20 protein-coding genes are annotated in these 18,036 nt (G+C 36.4%); 17 read left to right on the forward strand and 3 right to left on the reverse strand.

What is annotated here, in order from left to right; translation table 11 throughout:
• Positions 1 to 30: 30 nt before the first annotated feature.
• The 17 genes from GILLI_RS18125 (at position 31) to GILLI_RS09340 (ending at position 14,325) form a co-directional block, all read left to right on the forward strand.
• Positions 31 to 351, forward strand: a complete 321-nt coding sequence (locus tag GILLI_RS18125) for a four helix bundle protein (RefSeq protein ID WP_280985190.1) — start codon at positions 31 to 33, stop codon at positions 349 to 351.
• A gap of 47 nt (positions 352 to 398) precedes the next feature.
• Positions 399 to 1,844, forward strand: a complete 1,446-nt coding sequence (gene sufB, locus GILLI_RS09265) for a Fe-S cluster assembly protein SufB (RefSeq protein WP_006988844.1) — start codon at positions 399 to 401, stop codon at positions 1,842 to 1,844.
• Between the two features lie 14 nt (positions 1,845 to 1,858).
• On the forward strand, positions 1,859 to 2,245 hold the full coding sequence (locus tag GILLI_RS09270; RefSeq protein ID WP_006988845.1) for a hypothetical protein: 387 nt from the start codon (positions 1,859 to 1,861) through the stop codon (positions 2,243 to 2,245).
• A gap of 36 nt (positions 2,246 to 2,281) precedes the next feature.
• Entirely contained in the window at positions 2,282 to 3,031 is a 750-nt protein-coding gene (gene sufC / locus GILLI_RS09275; RefSeq protein ID WP_006988846.1) for a Fe-S cluster assembly ATPase SufC, read from the forward strand.
• Between the two features lie 55 nt (positions 3,032 to 3,086).
• Positions 3,087 to 4,403 carry a Fe-S cluster assembly protein SufD gene (gene sufD / locus GILLI_RS09280; protein WP_006988847.1) on the forward strand — a complete coding sequence of 439 codons (1,317 nt, stop codon included), beginning with the start codon at positions 3,087 to 3,089 and terminating at the stop codon, positions 4,401 to 4,403.
• Positions 4,404 to 4,582: 179 nt separating this feature from the next.
• Entirely contained in the window at positions 4,583 to 5,821 is a 1,239-nt protein-coding gene (locus tag GILLI_RS09285; RefSeq protein ID WP_006988848.1) for an aminotransferase class V-fold PLP-dependent enzyme, read from the forward strand.
• A 12-nt stretch (positions 5,822 to 5,833) separates the two neighbouring features.
• A complete protein-coding gene (locus GILLI_RS09290) occupies positions 5,834 to 6,280 on the forward strand; it encodes an META domain-containing protein (RefSeq protein ID WP_006988849.1) in 447 nt (148 codons plus the stop codon).
• Positions 6,273 to 6,698: a SufE family protein gene (locus tag GILLI_RS09295; protein WP_006988850.1), complete on the forward strand. Its 426-nt coding sequence runs from the start codon at positions 6,273 to 6,275 to the stop codon at positions 6,696 to 6,698. Before GILLI_RS09290 ends, GILLI_RS09295 begins: the two co-directional genes overlap by 8 nt.
• Before the next feature lies 1 nt (position 6,699).
• Positions 6,700 to 7,023, forward strand: coding sequence for an SUF system Fe-S cluster assembly protein (locus GILLI_RS09300; RefSeq protein ID WP_006988851.1), 324 nt, complete (start codon positions 6,700 to 6,702; stop codon positions 7,021 to 7,023).
• 160 nt (positions 7,024 to 7,183) lie between these two features.
• Positions 7,184 to 7,696 carry a DUF2480 family protein gene (locus tag GILLI_RS09305; RefSeq protein WP_006988852.1) on the forward strand — a complete coding sequence of 171 codons (513 nt, stop codon included), beginning with the start codon at positions 7,184 to 7,186 and terminating at the stop codon, positions 7,694 to 7,696.
• Positions 7,697 to 7,701: 5 nt separating this feature from the next.
• Positions 7,702 to 8,598 (forward strand): DUF3078 domain-containing protein, encoded by an 897-nt coding sequence (locus GILLI_RS09310; RefSeq protein ID WP_006988853.1) that lies wholly within the window; start codon positions 7,702 to 7,704, stop codon positions 8,596 to 8,598.
• Positions 8,599 to 8,739: 141 nt separating this feature from the next.
• Positions 8,740 to 9,960, forward strand: a complete 1,221-nt coding sequence (hflX, locus tag GILLI_RS09315) for a GTPase HflX (RefSeq protein ID WP_006988854.1) — start codon at positions 8,740 to 8,742, stop codon at positions 9,958 to 9,960.
• Between the two features lie 56 nt (positions 9,961 to 10,016).
• Entirely contained in the window at positions 10,017 to 10,748 is a 732-nt protein-coding gene (locus tag GILLI_RS09320; protein WP_006988855.1) for a hypothetical protein, read from the forward strand.
• A gap of 543 nt (positions 10,749 to 11,291) precedes the next feature.
• Positions 11,292 to 12,059, forward strand: a complete 768-nt coding sequence (locus GILLI_RS09325; protein ID WP_006988857.1) for a carotenoid biosynthesis protein — start codon at positions 11,292 to 11,294, stop codon at positions 12,057 to 12,059.
• Between the two features lie 328 nt (positions 12,060 to 12,387).
• Complete coding sequence (locus GILLI_RS09330) at positions 12,388 to 12,684, forward strand: type II toxin-antitoxin system HigB family toxin (RefSeq protein ID WP_006988858.1); 297 nt, start codon at positions 12,388 to 12,390, stop codon at positions 12,682 to 12,684.
• 9 nt (positions 12,685 to 12,693) lie between these two features.
• Positions 12,694 to 13,065, forward strand: a complete 372-nt coding sequence (locus GILLI_RS09335; RefSeq protein WP_006988859.1) for a helix-turn-helix domain-containing protein — start codon at positions 12,694 to 12,696, stop codon at positions 13,063 to 13,065.
• A 408-nt stretch (positions 13,066 to 13,473) separates the two neighbouring features.
• Positions 13,474 to 14,325, forward strand: a complete 852-nt coding sequence (locus GILLI_RS09340) for a prenyltransferase (RefSeq protein ID WP_169312730.1) — start codon at positions 13,474 to 13,476, stop codon at positions 14,323 to 14,325.
• 6 nt (positions 14,326 to 14,331) lie between these two features.
• On the opposite strand, the gene GILLI_RS09345 is transcribed toward GILLI_RS09340, so the two are convergent.
• The 3 genes from GILLI_RS09345 to GILLI_RS09355 all read right to left on the reverse strand — a co-directional run bounded on the left by GILLI_RS09345 (position 14,332) and on the right by GILLI_RS09355 (position 17,566).
• A complete protein-coding gene (locus tag GILLI_RS09345) occupies positions 14,332 to 15,837 on the reverse strand; it encodes a phytoene desaturase family protein (RefSeq protein ID WP_006988861.1) in 1,506 nt (501 codons plus the stop codon).
• Positions 15,838 to 16,045: 208 nt separating this feature from the next.
• The gene (locus GILLI_RS09350) at positions 16,046 to 16,456 is read right to left on the reverse strand and encodes a hypothetical protein (RefSeq protein WP_006988862.1); all 411 of its coding nucleotides are present in this window, start codon (positions 16,454 to 16,456) and stop codon (positions 16,046 to 16,048) included.
• Between the two features lie 147 nt (positions 16,457 to 16,603).
• Positions 16,604 to 17,566: a lipid A deacylase LpxR family protein gene (locus GILLI_RS09355; protein ID WP_006988863.1), complete on the reverse strand. Its 963-nt coding sequence runs from the start codon at positions 17,564 to 17,566 to the stop codon at positions 16,604 to 16,606.
• Positions 17,567 to 18,036: the final 470 nt, after the last annotated feature.

Here is an 18,036-nt window from a genome sequence, read left to right on the forward strand (position 1 = left end):
CTGGCTAGATTTAATTCTTTTGAAGAGATTATTGCCTGGGAAAAAGCAAGAGAATTAAATGCTGAAATTTATTTTATTACGAATAGGGGAGATTTTTCTCAGGATTATGGACTGAAAGACCAAATTAGAAGAGCCAGTATATCGGTCTCTTCAAATATTGCAGAAGGCTTCGAAAGGGAAACAACGAAAGAATTTATCCGTTTCTTATATATAGCAAAGGCTTCGGCCGGCGAATTGAGATCGCAGTTGTATTTGGCTTTCGATTTAAAATATTTATCGATTGAAGAATTTGAAAGGTTAAAGCATAAAGTAAGTGAAATTTCAAAATTATTAAGCGGTTTAATCAAATAACTACTTTCTACTTTTTGAACTTCTAACCTTCTAACAAAAAAAGAATTATGGCATATACAGAAGATGATTTAAAGAAAGAGCTCGAAACAAAAGAGTATGAATATGGGTTTTATACCGATATCGAGTCGGATACATTTCCCATAGGATTAAATGAAGATGTGGTACGGGCTATTTCCAAAAAGAAAGAAGAACCGGAATGGATGACCGATTGGAGGTTAGAATCTTATCGTGCTTGGGAAAAAATGAAGGAGCCTGAATGGGCGAATGTTCGCTATAAAAAACCGGATTTTCAGGCGATTTCCTATTACTCTGCTCCCAATAAAAAACCGAAATACGATAGTTTAGACGAAGTAGATCCTGAATTAAGGGCAACTTTCGAAAAACTTGGAATTTCTATGGATGAGCAAAAAATGCTGGCCGGAGTTGCAGTAGATGTAGTGATGGATTCTGTTTCTGTTGGAACCACCTTTAAAAAAACGCTTGCAGAGAAAGGAATTATTTTCTGCTCGATTTCAGAAGCGATCCGCGAACATCCGGAGTTGGTGAAAAAATATCTTGGAACTGTAGTTCCTCAACGAGACAACTTCTACGCTGCTTTAAATTCAGCGGTATTTAGTGATGGCTCGTTTTGCTATATCCCAAAAGGAGTACGTTGTCCTATGGAACTTTCAACGTATTTCAGGATAAATCAGGCCGGAACAGGCCAATTTGAAAGAACTTTGCTGGTTGCAGATGAGGACAGTTATGTAAGTTATCTTGAAGGTTGTACTGCTCCTTCCAGAGATGAAAATCAGCTGCACGCCGCAGTGGTGGAACTTATCGCTTTAGATGGTGCTGAGATCAAATATTCTACCGTTCAAAACTGGTATCCCGGAAATAAAGAAGGAAAAGGCGGGGTTTATAATTTCGTTACCAAACGAGGAATTTGTGAAGCCAATGCCAAGATTTCCTGGACACAGGTAGAAACCGGATCTGCAGTCACATGGAAATATCCTTCCTGCATTTTGAAAGGAGATAATTCCATTGGTGAATTTTACTCCATTGCAGTGACCAATAATTTCCAGCAGGCAGATACGGGAACTAAAATGATCCATTTGGGAAAAAACACCCGAAGCACGATCATTTCCAAAGGAATTTCTGCGGGACAGTCCCAAAATTCTTACCGTGGATTGGTGCAAATAAACAGCCGTGCAGAGAACGCCCGGAATTTTTCGCAGTGTGATTCGCTTTTGATGGGCAATAAGTGTGGTGCACACACTTTCCCTTACATAGAAGTGAAAAACAAAACCGCGATGGTAGAACACGAGGCAACAACCAGCAAAATTGGTGAAGATCAAATATTTTATTGCAACCAGCGAGGAATCCCTACCGAAAAGGCAATTGCTTTGATCGTAAATGGATTTAGCAAAGAGGTGCTTAATAAATTACCTATGGAATTTGCCGTAGAAGCTCAAAAACTTCTGGAAATTTCCCTTGAAGGTTCTGTAGGATAGTTGAAATAAAAAAGATGAAAAAACTGATTTTTATACTTGGTATTTTAATGGTAATGGTTTCCTGTGATAACGAACAGCAAGCAGAGCCAAAACCAATTGCTGAGCCAACGGCTGAAGACAGTATTCAGAATTATCAGGGAACTTTTATTACTGTAGGGAGATCTGCAGTGCTAAAAGGAAACCAGTTTGTTTATGAAGTTAAAATGGATTCTATGGCTGAATTCCTGAAAGACTCTTTTAAAAATTATGAGTTAATAGACAGTAATTTAATTCCCATAGAAGTAAAAGGAAAGGTGACAAACAATGTGCGATCCACCGGTTATTCCCAGATAATTGAGATCAAAGAGATCGTAGAGATCTTTGCCGAAAAGAATATAGAAAACGAAGAAATAGAAAAATAAGAATATCCGGAGTCCGGATGTATTTAAAATATAATTATGCTTAGAATAAAGAATTTACACGCCAGTATAGACAACAAGGAAATCCTGAAGGGGATTAATCTGGAGATCAATCCGGGAGAAGTTCACGCTATTATGGGACCAAATGGTTCCGGAAAAAGCACCTTATCCTCTGTAATAGCAGGAAAAGAAGAATTTGAAATGACCCGTGGAGAAATAAAATTTGAAGGAGAAGATCTTACAGAACTGGATCCTGAAGAACGCGCTCATAAGGGGATCTTTTTATCATTTCAATACCCTGTAGAAATTCCGGGTGTTTCTGTAACCAATTTTATTAAGGCTTCAATAAACGCCCACAGGAAATCTCAGGGATTAGAAGATATGAAAGCCAATGAGATGTTGAAACTGATACGTGAAAAATCTGAAATGCTGGAAATAGACAGGAAATTTCTTTCCCGTTCTTTGAACCAGGGTTTTTCCGGAGGCGAGAAGAAAAGAAATGAAATTTTTCAAATGGCAATGCTGAATCCAAAATTGGCTATCCTGGATGAAACCGATTCAGGACTCGATATCGATGCGCTTAAAGTGGTTGCCAATGGGGTAAACAAATTAAGAAATAAAGACAATGCTGTTTTATTGATAACGCATTACCAACGATTGTTGGATTATATAGTGCCAGATGTGGTTCACGTGATGGTAGATGGAAAGATCGTAAAATCGGGACCAAAAGAACTGGCTTACGAATTGGAAGAAAAAGGGTATGACTGGTTAAAACCAGAGCAGGTTTAAGGGAAAAGTAAAACCCTGAACCAAAAATCATAAACCCTGAACAAAATTTAACACCATGGAATTAAAAGATAAATTAATATCCTCATTTCTGGCTTTTGAAGAAGCTTTTGATTTGAATTCAGATATTCATGAATTGAGGACCCGGTCTTTAAAGGAATTTGAACAATTAGGCTTTCCTTCAAAAAAGGAAGAAGCTTGGAAATATACATCGCTTAATTCGGTATTAAAACCGGATTACAGTGTATTCCCAAAAAAAGAAGACACGATAGAATATCGCGATATCAAGAAATATCTTATTCACGATATAGATACGTACAATCTTGTTTTTATAGATGGAATTTATTCGTCTCACCTTTCGCAAACCACGCATGACAAGATCGATGTTTGTTTGATGTCTTCGGCATTGAGTAAATCAAAATATAAGCCGGTAATAGACAATTATTTCAATAAGATTGTTTCTAAAGAAAATGGTTTTACCCCATTGAATACAGCTTTCTCAAAAGAAGGGGCATTTATTCATATCCATAAAAATCAACTGGCAGACAAACCTATTCAGATAGTAAATTTTGCAACCGGAAATGAAGCTGCTTTAATGATACAGCCACGAAATTTAATCGTGGTAGATGAAAATGCCCATGTTCAAATTATTGAACGCCACCAGAGTTTAACAAATAATCCGGTACTCACCAATTCTGTTACAGAAATATATGCGGCAAAAAGGGCCATTGTAGATTATTACAAGATCCAGAATGACAGGGATACTGCTTCGCTTATAGACAATACTTTTGTTGAGCAACAAGAGCAAAGCAATTGCTCTATGCATACCTTTTCTTTTGGTGGAAAATTAACCCGAAATAATCTCAATTTTTATCAAAGAGGGGAACATTCAGATTCTACTTTGAAGGGGATCACTATTATTGAAGATAAACAACATGTAGATCACAATACCCTGGTTCATCATATTTCTCCAAATTGTGAAAGTCATCAGGATTATAAAGGGATCTTTGCCGAAAACTCCACCGGTGTCTTCAACGGAAAGGTTTTGGTAGACAAAGAGGCACAAAAGATCAATGCTTTTCAAGCCAATAATAATATTTTACTGGATGATAAAGCCACCATCAATGCCAAGCCACAACTGGAAATTTTTGCAGACGATGTAAAGTGCAGCCACGGATGTACTATTGGACAATTGGATCAGGATTCGTTGTTTTACCTTCGATCCAGAGGAATTCCGTTAAAGGAAGCTAAAGCATTACTGATGTATGCTTTTGCCAATAATGTACTTGAAAGTGTAAAAATACCAGAGATCAAAAAAAGGATCAATCATGAAATTGCCCAGAAACTTGGAGTTAGTTTAGGATTTGACCTTTAAGAGCAAATGTTTTATTGTGGATAAATTCAATTATTAATCAAGAACCTTGGGACAGACCCGCACAGTTAGGACGGGTCTTCCCAAGAGGTGTGTACCGATTTCTATCGGGTCGCGGAAATTAAACCCTCAATGAAGGATTAAATTTTGAATGAAACTGCAAAAACAATAAATAACCACCTATGAAAGTTGCTGCTGAAAAAATCCCATTTAATGTCGAACTTATAAGACAGGATTTTCCAATACTAAAACGGAAGATCAACGGGTATCCTTTGATATATTTTGACAACGCGGCGACATCACAAACTCCTAAGCAGGTAATAGATACGATAGTAGATTATTATTCAAACTATAATGCGAATATCCACCGCGGTGTTCACACGCTTTCTCAGGAAGCTACCGATAAATATGAGGGTGCTCGAAAAAAAATTCAGCAACATTTCAACGCTGCCAATCCATACGAGATAATTTTTACCTCGGGAACAACCCACGGGATCAATCTTGTGGCAAATGGCTTTGCTTCCGAATTGAAAAAAGGAGATGAAGTATTGATTTCGGCACTGGAGCATCATTCCAATATCGTTCCATGGCAAATGTTGTGTGAAAAAACAGGCGCTATTCTAAAAGTGATCCCAATGAATGAGAATGGGGAGCTTATTTTTGCTGAATATGAGAAGCTTTTATCAGGTAAAACGAAAATGGTTTTTGTAAATCACGTTTCAAATGCTTTGGGAACAGTAAATCCAATCAAAAAAATAATAGACAAAGCCCACGAAGCTGGAGCAGTAGTTCTTGTTGACGGAGCTCAGGCTGCACCGCATATAAAGGCCGATGTTCAGGCACTGGATGTTGATTTTTATTTGGTTTCTGCCCATAAAATGTGCGGGCCTACAGGAGTTGGGGTCTTATACGGAAAAGAAAAATGGCTTAAAAAACTTCCTCCCTATCAGGGCGGCGGGGAAATGATCGCTACAGTAACTTTTGAAAAAACCACGTACGCAGATCTTCCACATAAATTCGAAGCAGGAACGCCTAATATTTGCGGCGGGATTGCTTTTGGTGCTGCTCTGGATTATATGAATGAAGTTGGCTTTCATGAAATTGCTGAGTATGAGCACCAATTGCTTGAATATGCAACCAAACAATTACTGGCTATAGAAGGCGTAAAGATCTATGGGGTTTCTAAAGAAAAAACCGCAGTGATCTCCTTCAACATTGAGGGAATTCATCCATATGACATTGGAACAATTATAGATAAATTAGGGGTAGCTGTTCGTACCGGCCATCACTGTGCACAGCCTATTATGGATTTCTATAAAATCCCTGGAACAGTGAGAGCCTCCTTTTCATTTTATAATACAATGGAAGAAATAGATCTTTTTATAGAAGCTGTAAAAAGGGCAAAAGCAATGTTGGAATAAAATAGAGTATCTATGAAACAGCTTTCTCTCCTCTTCGCTTTATTTTTATTCATGTCTTGTGCCAATACAAAAAAAGGTGCAAATGAATTTAATAGTGATTCCCAGGATTTAGGAGAAATTGAAACGCTATCTGGTGAATACCAACTAATAGCTCTTAAAGATGAAAATATTTCTTCGGAAGATATCTATTTAAAAATTGATGATAAAGGTGAATCCTTAATGGTAAATGCAGGTTGCAATGTATTAAGGGTTGATTTTATTCAGGAAAATGAACGTATAAGTTTTCAACCGCCCGTAAGTACCAAAATGTATTGTGAAGGGAAAATGAGCTATGAAAACATTTTAAATTTAATTCTGCCTGATATTTCCGAAATTCAGAGAAAAGCAGATAATCTGGTGTTTTTATCCAAAGAAAATCAAGTGCTCTTAACAGTACGAAAAACAGATAACAGTGAATAAAATAAAGGAAATACAGGAAGAAATCGTAGACGAATTTTCCATGTTTGACGACTGGATGCAGCGTTATGAATATATGATCGAGCTGGGAAAATCGCTCCCGCTTATCGAGGAAAAATATAAAGTTGAAGAGAACCTCATCAAAGGTTGTCAAAGCAAGGTTTGGGTTCATGCAGAACTGGAAGATGAAAAGCTTGTTTTTACCGCAGATAGCGATGCGATAATTACAAAGGGGATCGTTGCAATTTTGATACGTGCATTTTCAAATCAGCATCCTTCAGAGATCCTTGAAGCCGATACTCAATTTATAGATGAGATAGGCTTAAAAGAACATCTTTCCCCAACCAGGGCAAATGGTTTGGTGAGCATGATAAAGCAACTAAAAATGTATGCAATTGCATATCAAACACAATTAGATTAAGATGACAGAAGAAATAAATACACAGGAGATGGGAGAAAAGATTGTAAAGGTTTTAAAGACCATTTATGATCCCGAAATTCCCGTAGACATCTATGAACTAGGCCTTATTTACGATGTAATGGTAAATACAGACTATGATGTAAAAATATTGATGACACTCACCACCCCAAATTGTCCGGTGGCAGAATCATTGCCGCGGGAAGTGGAAGAAAGGGTGAAATCTCTTGATACCGTTAAAGACTGCGAGGTTGAAATTACTTTTGATCCACCCTGGACCCAGGATTTGATGAGTGAAGAAGCCAGACTGGAGTTAGGTTTGCTATAAAAGCAGCTAGTTCTCCAAAAGAAGAAATTCAATTATCCCGGAGGAAGCTCCCGGGTAAGGAAAAAAGAAGATATATCCAGGGTCCCGATGAAATCCTTCACGAAAAGGGACGGTCGGGAATTGGAAAATTAACCCCACTAGTGGTATTAAATCTATAAGCATGTCCACAGAAATTATAAATCGGGTTGCCAATAGTAAATTGGTCACTTTTAATCTCGAAGATTTTTATCCTTCCGGAGAAAGAGTTCTTTTTGATATTAAAGACTGGTTATTAGAAGGCCTTGTTTTAAGGGAAACTATTTTCCGGGAAAAAGCCCTGGCCCACAACTGGAAACAATATGAAGGCGCTTATGTGGCTCTTACTTGTTCCACAGATGCTATTATCCCGGCATGGGCATACATGCTCCTTTCCACGTATTTGAATCCCTACGCCAAAAAGACCGTGATTGGCGATCTGCAAACCTTAGAAACTGTCTTATATAGCGAGATTATTTCTAAAATGGATCTTTCCAATTTAAAGGACAAACCTGTAATTATTAAAGGTTGCTCCCATAAACCGGTTCCCGAAAACGCCTATTTATTTTTGATAGAAAAATTACAACCGGTGGTAAAAAGCCTGTTATATGGTGAAGCTTGTTCTTCAGTACCTCTTTTTAAAAATAAGAAAGTTTAGAATTAATGAAAATATTGATTTTCGCCTTTAGCTTCCTGTTCTTAAATTCGGTTCTGTTTGCACAAAATGAAGAAGCAGAAATCCCGCCAAATGGATGGAGCAAGGAAGGTAAAATCCAGTTGTTGTTTAACCAGTCGGCATTTAATAAAGAATGGACCGGTGGTGGTACTTCAAGTATTTCGGGAAATCTTACCCTTAACTATGATTTTAATTATAGAATGAATGATTTTACCTGGGATAATAAAATCCTGGGGAACTTTGGAATGACCAAGGTGAAAGATGACGAATTTGGGAGGAAAACAAGCGACCGGTTCGAGTTCAACTCGATTGCAGGGAAACAACTTGAAAATTCCAATTGGTACTATTCTTATTTTTTAAATTTCAGAACTCAGTTTGCAAAAGGGTATGAATTTAGTGAAAATGCTGAAACCGGGGAAAATATTAGAACAGAAACCACCCATTTTCTTTCACCTGCCTACCTTCAAACAGGACCAGGTATGATGTGGAAAAAGAATGAAAATTTCATAATCAATATCGCTCCAATCACCGCTAGATTTATATTTGTTGATGACGTATTCACTTCAGGATCCAATTATGTAGATGGCCAGCATTTTGGTGTGGATCGCGAAAAATCAGGTCGGTTTGAGTTAGGTGCTTCTCTTAGCGGTTTTGCTAAATTTGATCTTTTGGAGAACGTCACTATGGAAAACAACATTAACCTTTATTCTAACTATTTGGACAAACCGGGGAATATTGATATTGATTATTTGGCGAATATTGAAATGGGAATCAATAAATATCTTTCAGCAAATCTCATATTTCAGGCAATTTATGACGATAATGCCGTAGGTGCTTTTCAAATTAGAGAAGTTTTTGGATTAGGAATAAATTATGATTTCTAAACCGCCAAGATCTTCCGCAAAATTGAAAATTCCGTAACTGTATAGTTTCGGAATTTTTTTTAATAGTAATTTCAAGTTAAATTTATGTTGAATTTCATACGGTAAAATCGCTATATCAATCAATTGTGTAACTTTGTTATTATGATAGAAAAGACTGACTTAAATTACGAAAAAGTAGTTCTCATTGGGATCGTTACCAGGGAACAAGACGAAGATAAATTAAACGAATACTTAGACGAACTCGAATTTCTTACCTATACTGCCGGAGGGGAAGTACTTAAACGCTTCACTCAAAAAATGGAAAAACCAGACCCGAAGACTTTTATGGGCTCCGGAAAAATCCTGGAAGTAAAAGCATTTATTGATGAGCACGATGTGGGAACCGCCATTTTTGACGATGAACTCTCCCCTGCCCAGCAAAAGAATATCGAAAAGGTACTGAATGTAAAAATTTTAGACAGGACAAATCTAATCCTCGACATATTCGCACAAAGAGCCCAAACCAGTTATGCCCGGAAGCAGGTAGAACTGGCACAATATCAATATTTATTGCCAAGACTGGCAGGAATGTGGACACACCTTGAAAGACAGCGTGGGGGTATTGGAATGCGCGGTCCCGGGGAAACAGAAATTGAAACAGACAGACGAATTGTTCGGGATAAAATATCACTCCTTAAAAAGAAAATTGAAACCATCGATAAACAGATGGAAGTTCAAAGAGGAAACCGTGGACAACTGGTGCGTGTTGCTTTAGTAGGGTATACCAATGTTGGAAAATCCACCTTGATGAATCTTATAAGCAAAAGCGAGGTTTTTGCAGAAAATAAACTTTTTGCAACCCTGGATACAACGGTACGAAAAGTAGTGATAAGGAATTTGCCTTTTTTATTGACAGATACCGTTGGTTTCATACGGAAGTTGCCTACCCAGCTTATAGAATCATTTAAATCTACATTAGATGAAGTTCGCGAAGCAGATCTATTGCTGCACATTGTAGATATTTCACATCCAAATTTTGAAGAGCACATAGCATCGGTAAATCAAACCCTTGCCGATATTAAAAGTGCCAATAAGCCAACTATTATGGTTTTCAATAAAATTGATGCCTATACGGCAGAAAAGATCGAAGAAGATGATCTTATCACTGAAAAATCAAAAGAGCACTACTCCCTTGAAGAATGGCAACAAACCTGGATGAACAAATTAGGTGATAATGTAATTTTTATTTCCGCACTCAATAAAGAAAATATTGAAGACTTTAAAAGGAAAGTTTATGAAACTGTACGACAAATTCATGTTACACGTTTTCCTTATAATAATCTCCTTTATCCTGAATATGACACTTACGGAGAAGAAGAATAGGGTTGGTACCTATTGTTCTTCTTCATAAATTAGATAAAATTTAATTTTTTATACCAATGAAAAATTCATTTCTTTTTTTGACTGTATTTCTTTTCTGCGGAATAGTAGCTGCACAAAATTTTGAAGGTTCCTGGAAACTTATGCTGGAAAACGGAGAACCTATCGCCAACCGGGAAGTGATTCGGATCAATCAGGATGGTTATTTTGCCTATGGATCTAAGGAAATAGACAATAACAACTTTTTAAGTGCAGCTGGCGGGAAATTTCAACTAAATGGATCAGATTATAGTATAGTTCAGGATTTTAATACCAAAGATCCCAACAGTATTGGTAAGGAACTGAAGTACACCCTGAAATGGGAAGACGATGATAAAGTTATTATTTCCAATGACACGCATACCGAGGTATGGAAACGGGTTTCAGAAAAAAAAGATGACCTTACCCAAAACTGGGTAATTACCGGAAGAGAACGAAACGGAGAAATGACTACGATGACACCGGGAAATCGTCGCACAGTTAAAATTTTAGGTGGCGGAAGGTTCCAATGGATCGCCTTTAATTCTGCCTCCAAAGAATTTAGTGGCACCGGCGGAGGGACCTACACCGCTGAAGACGGAAAATACATTGAAACTATTGAATTCTTTTCCCGCGACAATCGTCGGGTAGGTGCAAAGCTGGAATTTGACTACGAGACTAAAGACGGAAAATGGCATCATAAAGGAGAAAGTTCTAAAGGCGATCCAATCTATGAGATCTGGTCTCCATATAGTGAAGCTTATACAAAATAGGATCTAATGCTGTAAAATTGATTCCATCGGTGCAAGAAATGGTTTCTCCGGAACCGTTTTGAGGGCAAATAAAATTCTATCTTCCATCACAATATCTACAACGTCTCCCGATATACGTATGGATTGAGCAATTCGCATAGCTTCATCGGTGTTTGTATCGAATTCGCGTTATGCTTATTTCAAAATAATAATTTCTTAATGCAATATGCTAGCGTTGAGTTAAGTCTGGATTATAATTACACCATTGTTCGTTTTTTGTTTGTAATTTCCAATTACAGGAAACTTTCATTTTAAAAATACACCAAAAATTCAATCTGCTAATTTCAGAAATTAATAAATTTTCTTATACAAGTAATTGCACATAATCTATTAGGATGTCACTTGTTTAAATTGGTGATTTCCACTGTTACCACACATTTGAAGAAATGAAATGGGAGGATTTACAAATCTGATTTATTTTAAAGAATATCTATCTGAAGAGTCAAGGGTACAGAAATTGAAAAACTAAATGGTCAGGCATTCTAGAAAACATTTATTAAAAATATGGATATTAAGAAAACAGTTCTAGTCGCTTTATCGATGCTCTTTTTCATCATTGGTTTTATGATGAGTTCTGTTCCATCAGAACAGTTTGTAGAAACTGGATCCATTATTGCCGTTAGTATAATTTCCATACCGGCATTTTACGGCATGTGGAAAATATATAGTAGACGGGGAATTGCGGCAATTATGGCCTTGGGGGTATTTGCCTTAATTATTGAATCAATTGGGATTCATACAGGATTCCCTTATTCACCTTTTGAATATACGATGCCGTTTGGTTATAAGTTATTGGGCACAACACCGTGGACCGTATTTATTGCCTGGAGCCCGCTAGTTATTGGTGCCTGGTTACTAGCACAAACATGGTTTAAGCATCGCTGGGCACGATTTCTGGCGTACCTTGGGATTCTTGTTGGCACAGATATTATCTTGGACCCTGGAGCCGTTGCACGCGGACTATGGGAATACACCAATGGTGGATTATGGTTCGACGTACCTCTACAAAATTTTATTGGCTGGATTATTTCAGGAACGATTGCATATCTTATTTTGAAATTGGTTTTGAAACCTGTCATTGTGAACGGTAGCGTGGCGGTTTCAAAGCACCTCTGGATTGGCTCTCTTTCCCTTCTCCTCTCAATCTTCCTATGGACAGGAGTTGACGCAGGCTATGAATTATGGTTACCTGCGATTGTAGGAATAATCTTTGGGAATATTATACTACAAGCATTATTTAAAATTTACGCTACAACTTCACAAAACGTCTAAAATTCTCATTTATAATTACTTCTATGAGAGTTCTATAAGCTTCCACAAAAGTTTTAGGGATTTTTGTCAATTACAAAAGTAAATGCGAAATTCTATTAGTAGTGAGAAAATCACATAAGTGGTTGCTAAAGAAATACTGGTCACTCAGAACATTTATTTGGTAGATTATTTAATTGAATACAAATGTATACAATTGATTAAGTGAATTATAAAGGAGAAATATATGTAAGTTTACGTGTATACAATTGTTACCCTTTATTATGAAAACACATTCGTCAATAGTTCAACATTTGAGAACTAATTGTATATTTGTTTCTTAATTGGATTAATGAAACGAATAATTCCAAAAAGTACGCTTCGAGAATATCGGGAAAAACAAGCTGATTCCGAACAGTATTTAAAAACTTGGTATGACACAGCAAAAAGTGCTAAATGGTTTTCACCTAACGACGTCAAACAAACTTACATCAACGCAAGTATTTTAAAGAACGGTCGAGTAGTTTTCAATATAAAAGGAAATTCTTACCGACTGATTGTTAAATTCAATTACGAAAAACAATGGGCATTTATCCGTTTTATTGGCACACACGCTGAATATGACAAAATAGATGCGGACACGATTTAAAAAAAAATCATGGAATTAAGGCCTATTAAAACTGACAAAGATTACCGAAATGCACTCAAACGCTTGGAAGTGATTTTCGATGCGCCAATCGACACAAAAGAGGGCGACGAGGCGGAAATACTTTCATTGCTCATTGAGAACTACGAAAACGAACATTATCCGATAGGAGCACCAGACCCAATCGAAGCGATAAAAATACGAATGGAAGAATTGAATATGCGCCAAAAGGATTTGGTAGGAATAATTGGTGGGAAAAGTCGAGTATCGGAAATCCTCAACCGAAAGAAAAGATTGACTGTCGATATGATACGAGATTTAGAAAGAATACTTCAAATTTCGGCTTCGGTATTGGTCAATAATTATCAACTTGCGCCGAAATAACAAAGGGTAATAACGTATATAAAACATAGCGCGAGTCGTTGCTAACACAAAGGTTCGGGCATTTTTGGGAAGTCGCCAAATTTTTAAATTTGACGAATTGCCAAAAATAAAATAATTGATAAAATTTAAAAATTCGGCTTATGTTTATCGAAACGAAAGTACCTATTTACCGCACTACGCATAAACAAACCGTTAAAGGAAGTTTGTTGTTTTTTTGCTACATAGTCAATATATAGTTTTACCAATATTTCAAACAACAAAAACCCCGAAGGAATCTACGGGGTTTTTGGATTTTACATTAAATGCAAAACAACACTATTTTTTTGTTTAGCAAACAATTAAAAAAAATAAACAAAAAAGCGTAAATTAGTGTATTTAATGATTCTATCATCTTATTTTTGCTGTGCTATGAAACTGACGCTTAGAGAGGTTTTCTTTTTATCCAGACCGAGATTCTGGATGTACGTCCTTGGAACTTTTCTTGTTGGTGTTATTTCTTCAGGAAATCTATTTTTGTATAATGATACCACTACACTTCTTTTAATAGCCTTTGGTCTATTTTTTTCCTTACCGGCTAATGTTTTTATCTACGGTGTTAACGATATCTATGATTACCAAACCGATATCTATAATGATAAAAAGATAAAATACGAATCTGTATTAAAACTCGAAAAACATAGAAGCTTGTGGATAACCATGGCTATTCTATTAATTCCTTTTTTGCCTTTATTTTTTATGGTTAATGTACCAACAAAACTCGCCTTAATGTTGTTTTTCTTTACGGGACTATTTTATTCCGCAACGCCTGTAAGAGCAAAAAGCAAACCACCTTTAGACGTCCTTTTTTCTGCAATTATATATGTTTCGCCTGCACTCGTTGGGTTTTTTATCACGGGAAATACTAATATACAATGGTTAGCAGTACTTGGAGGTCTTATTTGGGCCTTTGGGATGCAAACCTATTCTGCGATTCCAGATATTGAAGCAGATAAAAAAGCGGGCGTGAATACATTGGCAATTATGCTTGGTGAGAAAAGAGCTTTATGGTTTTGCTTGATAACCTATTTAATCTCTGCATCTATTGGATTTTACTATGTAGGGTTTATTGCAATCGTCTTTGGTATTGTTTATATCTCTATAGTACTTCTGAGTATAAATAATATTTCGAAACTATTTAAATATTATACCTACTTTCCACTTATCAATGTACTCACAGGAGCAGTATTGTTTTTCGATATGTTTTTTAGAGAAATACTATAGTAAAAACTACAAGGATTCTAAGGGTTTAGAGGTTTTAATCTTTTGAATACGTTTATAGACGAGTTCAGCCGAAATCAAACAAATAGGCATACCAATTCCCGGACTTGTACCTGCACCAACATAATAAAGATTTTTGACCTTTTTACTATAGTTTAATGGTCGTTTTAGGGTTTGTTTTAAGGTATGTGCTAATCCTAAAGCGGTGCCTTTATAAGCATTATAATCTCTTCGGAAATCATCACTCCAGTAAGACCTTTCAAACACAATATAATCTTCTATATCCGGCAGATCTAAGTCCGTTTTCATCAGATTTAAAATCTTTTGACGGTAGCTTTCCATATCAGTTTTGGAAAGTGTTAAACCCGGAGGAATTGGCACCAGAACAAATAAATTATCAGTTCCTGGTGGCGATAAGTCCGGATCGGTTTCCGTAGGCTTACATATATAATAACTAGGATCTTCCGGAAGTTTAGGCGTATCAAACAGCTCTTTGAAATTTTGTTTCCAATCTCCACCAAAGCGTAGATTGTGATGACTTAAAATCTCTAATTCTCTATCCAAACCAAGATACATAATAAACGCACTCGGACTCAAAACTGCCTTTTCCCAATATCGTTCAGGATAGGTTTGCTGACGCTTCTCAAGTAAATGGGTTTCCGTAAACCATAAATCGGCATTAGAGATGATCAAATCTGCTTCTACAACAGTTCCATTTTCGAGTAGAACACCCGTCGCTTCTTTGTTTTTAACTATAATTTTTGACACAGGGCTATTCGTCATAAACTGTGTACCATGTTTTTTATTAATAGTTACTAGTGCCTTTACAATCTCGTAAATACCTCCTTTAGGGTAGTAAACTCCCATATTGAAATCGATGGCATTCATAATATTATACATGGCAGGTGTTTTTGAAGGATCTGAACCTAAAAACACCAATGTATATTCTAATATTTTTTTAACACGCTCGCTTTTAAACCATTTATTTAAATAGGATTGCATGGTTTGAAAAGGATTGAGTTCAATCCCTTTTTTAATCACGTCCCATTTTAAAAAATCTAATGAGAACCCTAGATTTCGATACATAAAAGTATCTTTAGCCATTTCATATTGCTCCCCTGAACGTTTAAGATACTCTCTAATCTTAGGAGTGATACCTGGCTCTAACTGCTCAAAAAGAGGTAAGTCTTTACCCAGATTAGAATGGATATCGACGATGGGTAATTCCTTATCATTAGAAAAAAACACACGGTAAGATGGAGAGAGTTTTACCAAATCTAAATGTTTAGAAATGTCTTCATCGAGTAATTTAAAATAATGCTCAAATACATCTGGCATTAGATACCAGGAAGGTCCCATGTCAAACGTGTACCCCTCGGCTTCAAAAATATTAGCACGACCACCAAGAGTGGCATTTTTTTCAATGACCGTGACGTTATACCCAGATTTAGCTAACAATGCAGCTGAACCCAGGCCTCCAATTCCGGAACCGATAATAATGATTTTCTTTTTCAATTATGTAAAAATAATGAAGCTTTAAGTAGTTTGAAATTATTTAAGCAGGAATTTTGAATTCTTTTCCCGCGACAATCACCGTGTAGCAGCAAGGCTGGAAATTGACTATGAAGTTAAAGTGGGAAAATGGCATCATAAAGGATAAAGTTCTAAAGGAAATCCAATCTATGAGATCTGGTCGCCATATAAAGATGCTTATAAAAAGTAACTAACGCTGTAAAATAGCCTCTACAGGAATAAGGGAAATCCCTTTCGGAATTTTAGTATGGGTGAATATCACGGTGTTTTCCAAAGGGATATATTGCAGTTGAATATCTTCAACTAACCTGTTTCTACCTTCCCCACTCATTAAATTTCCCTGAAATATATTTTCAGCGGTTTTCACAAGTCTAACTGTATATTCATCCTGCAGTTGGAAACATTCAGAGATTTTAATCTCAAAATCTTCAACGCAATGAACTCCCTGAACCCTGTCTTTTGTAATATGGGTTAAGTCAATAGTAAACGTCCTCTGCCCATCACCGGAATTCCAGCTCCATTGCCCGGTTAAATCCTGGGCAGATGCTGAAATACTGAAACAAGTAAAAATTACGAAGCTGCAAAGTAGTATTGTTTTCATACCCAATTATTTAAGAAATCCTGCCATAGCAGGAGCATTTTTAGAATTCAAGAAGATAAGGAATTCTTTTAATAAAAATTTCCCAAATCTTTTCCGCACCCACTAATTCTCTAATAAAGCTAAAGGATGAATTGAAAAAAAACCTGGTTAGATTCCGAAACCCAGTTTTATACCACCCCAATTAGCAGAATTTCCGGTTTCAAATTCCCTGTTTATCGTTGTGCGGGTATATTCCAGGTAAAGATTATTTATCTTAAATACAACTCCATAATTAATCTGACCTACAAAGCGCTCCACTTCCCCTGCAGGTATTGTGTAAGGACTGGCATTACTGAATAATCCTCCCTGAAGTGTAGCATCATAACCTACAATCTTAACCAGCGGTTGTGCATAGAGGTAAAGCTGAAATTTCCTTTGTTTTTCTTCAGAAGAAAAAGGGGAATTAATGAGCCCTGCAACTGAATTGAATCCAACTGAAGCATTGGTAAATAAAGTTCCTACCTGTAGGTTGGAATTCCTTTGAACAGATAAAAAGTTCCGGTAACGAAAAAGTTGCTTCTCATAACCCACCTCATAATTTAAAACCACATCATTCCTGATTTGATTTCTCCAGCCTTCCGGAATAACATTACCCGTTGCTTTATGTATTCCCACCTGCATTTCTTTGCCAAAGGCACCGGGCCCTATAATGCCGAGACTAAAGGAACTTGTAAATCTGGATCTTTTTTCGAAATTGGTGCTTATCAAAAAACTCTTCAGCATAATAGCAGCAGCAAAAGGGCGATCTCCTTCCTGAATTTCAGGACTTTCGATGTTTCTCGGAGTAAAACCAATGTGTTCAACAGCTATTCCGTAGCGGTTACTCGAACTTTCTGCCCTGAAAAATAAATGATTGACAGGATTTTTTATTAAACAGGGTACAACAAATTCAAGGCTGTAACCCTGGGTATAGTTTTTATCTGTAGCTGCAAAATAGTCGTTGTCATAGTTAAACCGGAAGTAGCTTTCGCTTTCCAAATTTCTGAAAGAGGCCAGATTATCAATTTTCTGTGCATAAATCATTTCCGGGAAGGAAAGTAAACAAAGGAACAAAAGTGTTAAATATCTCATACTTTATTTACGATAAAGCTTTACAAATGGTTTCACTCATTTCCCGTTACCCGAATACAAGGTTCAATATTTATTTATATATGAACATTTAAATGCTTATAAATATATAATATTCCAATTACCAGTTATATAAAAAATTAATTGTAAATAATTAGTTTACAAATAAGATAAAAGTGGTAATCGGGAAACAATAAGAAGCATTAAATTTACATCGGACTGGGAAGAAGCACCCGGAACGAAAAAACCGAGAGTGGTTACAACACATCTCGGTTCTATTAAATGCTTCACAAAAATTATATAAATGGAAGCAGTTGTGTTACTGTTGATCTATATGATTCTTAGAGAAATATAGATCTAAATGATCCCCCTGGTGGAACAGGGGGATTTTTTGTTACTACAAATATACTATTATGTAGTAAAATAGTAATATTTACATCAAAAAAGTTTATTCAATAAAACCTAATCTTCTC

Source organism: Gillisia limnaea DSM 15749, assembly GCF_000243235.1.
In the GTDB taxonomy this organism is placed as follows: Bacteria; Bacteroidota; Bacteroidia; order Flavobacteriales; family Flavobacteriaceae; genus Gillisia; species Gillisia limnaea.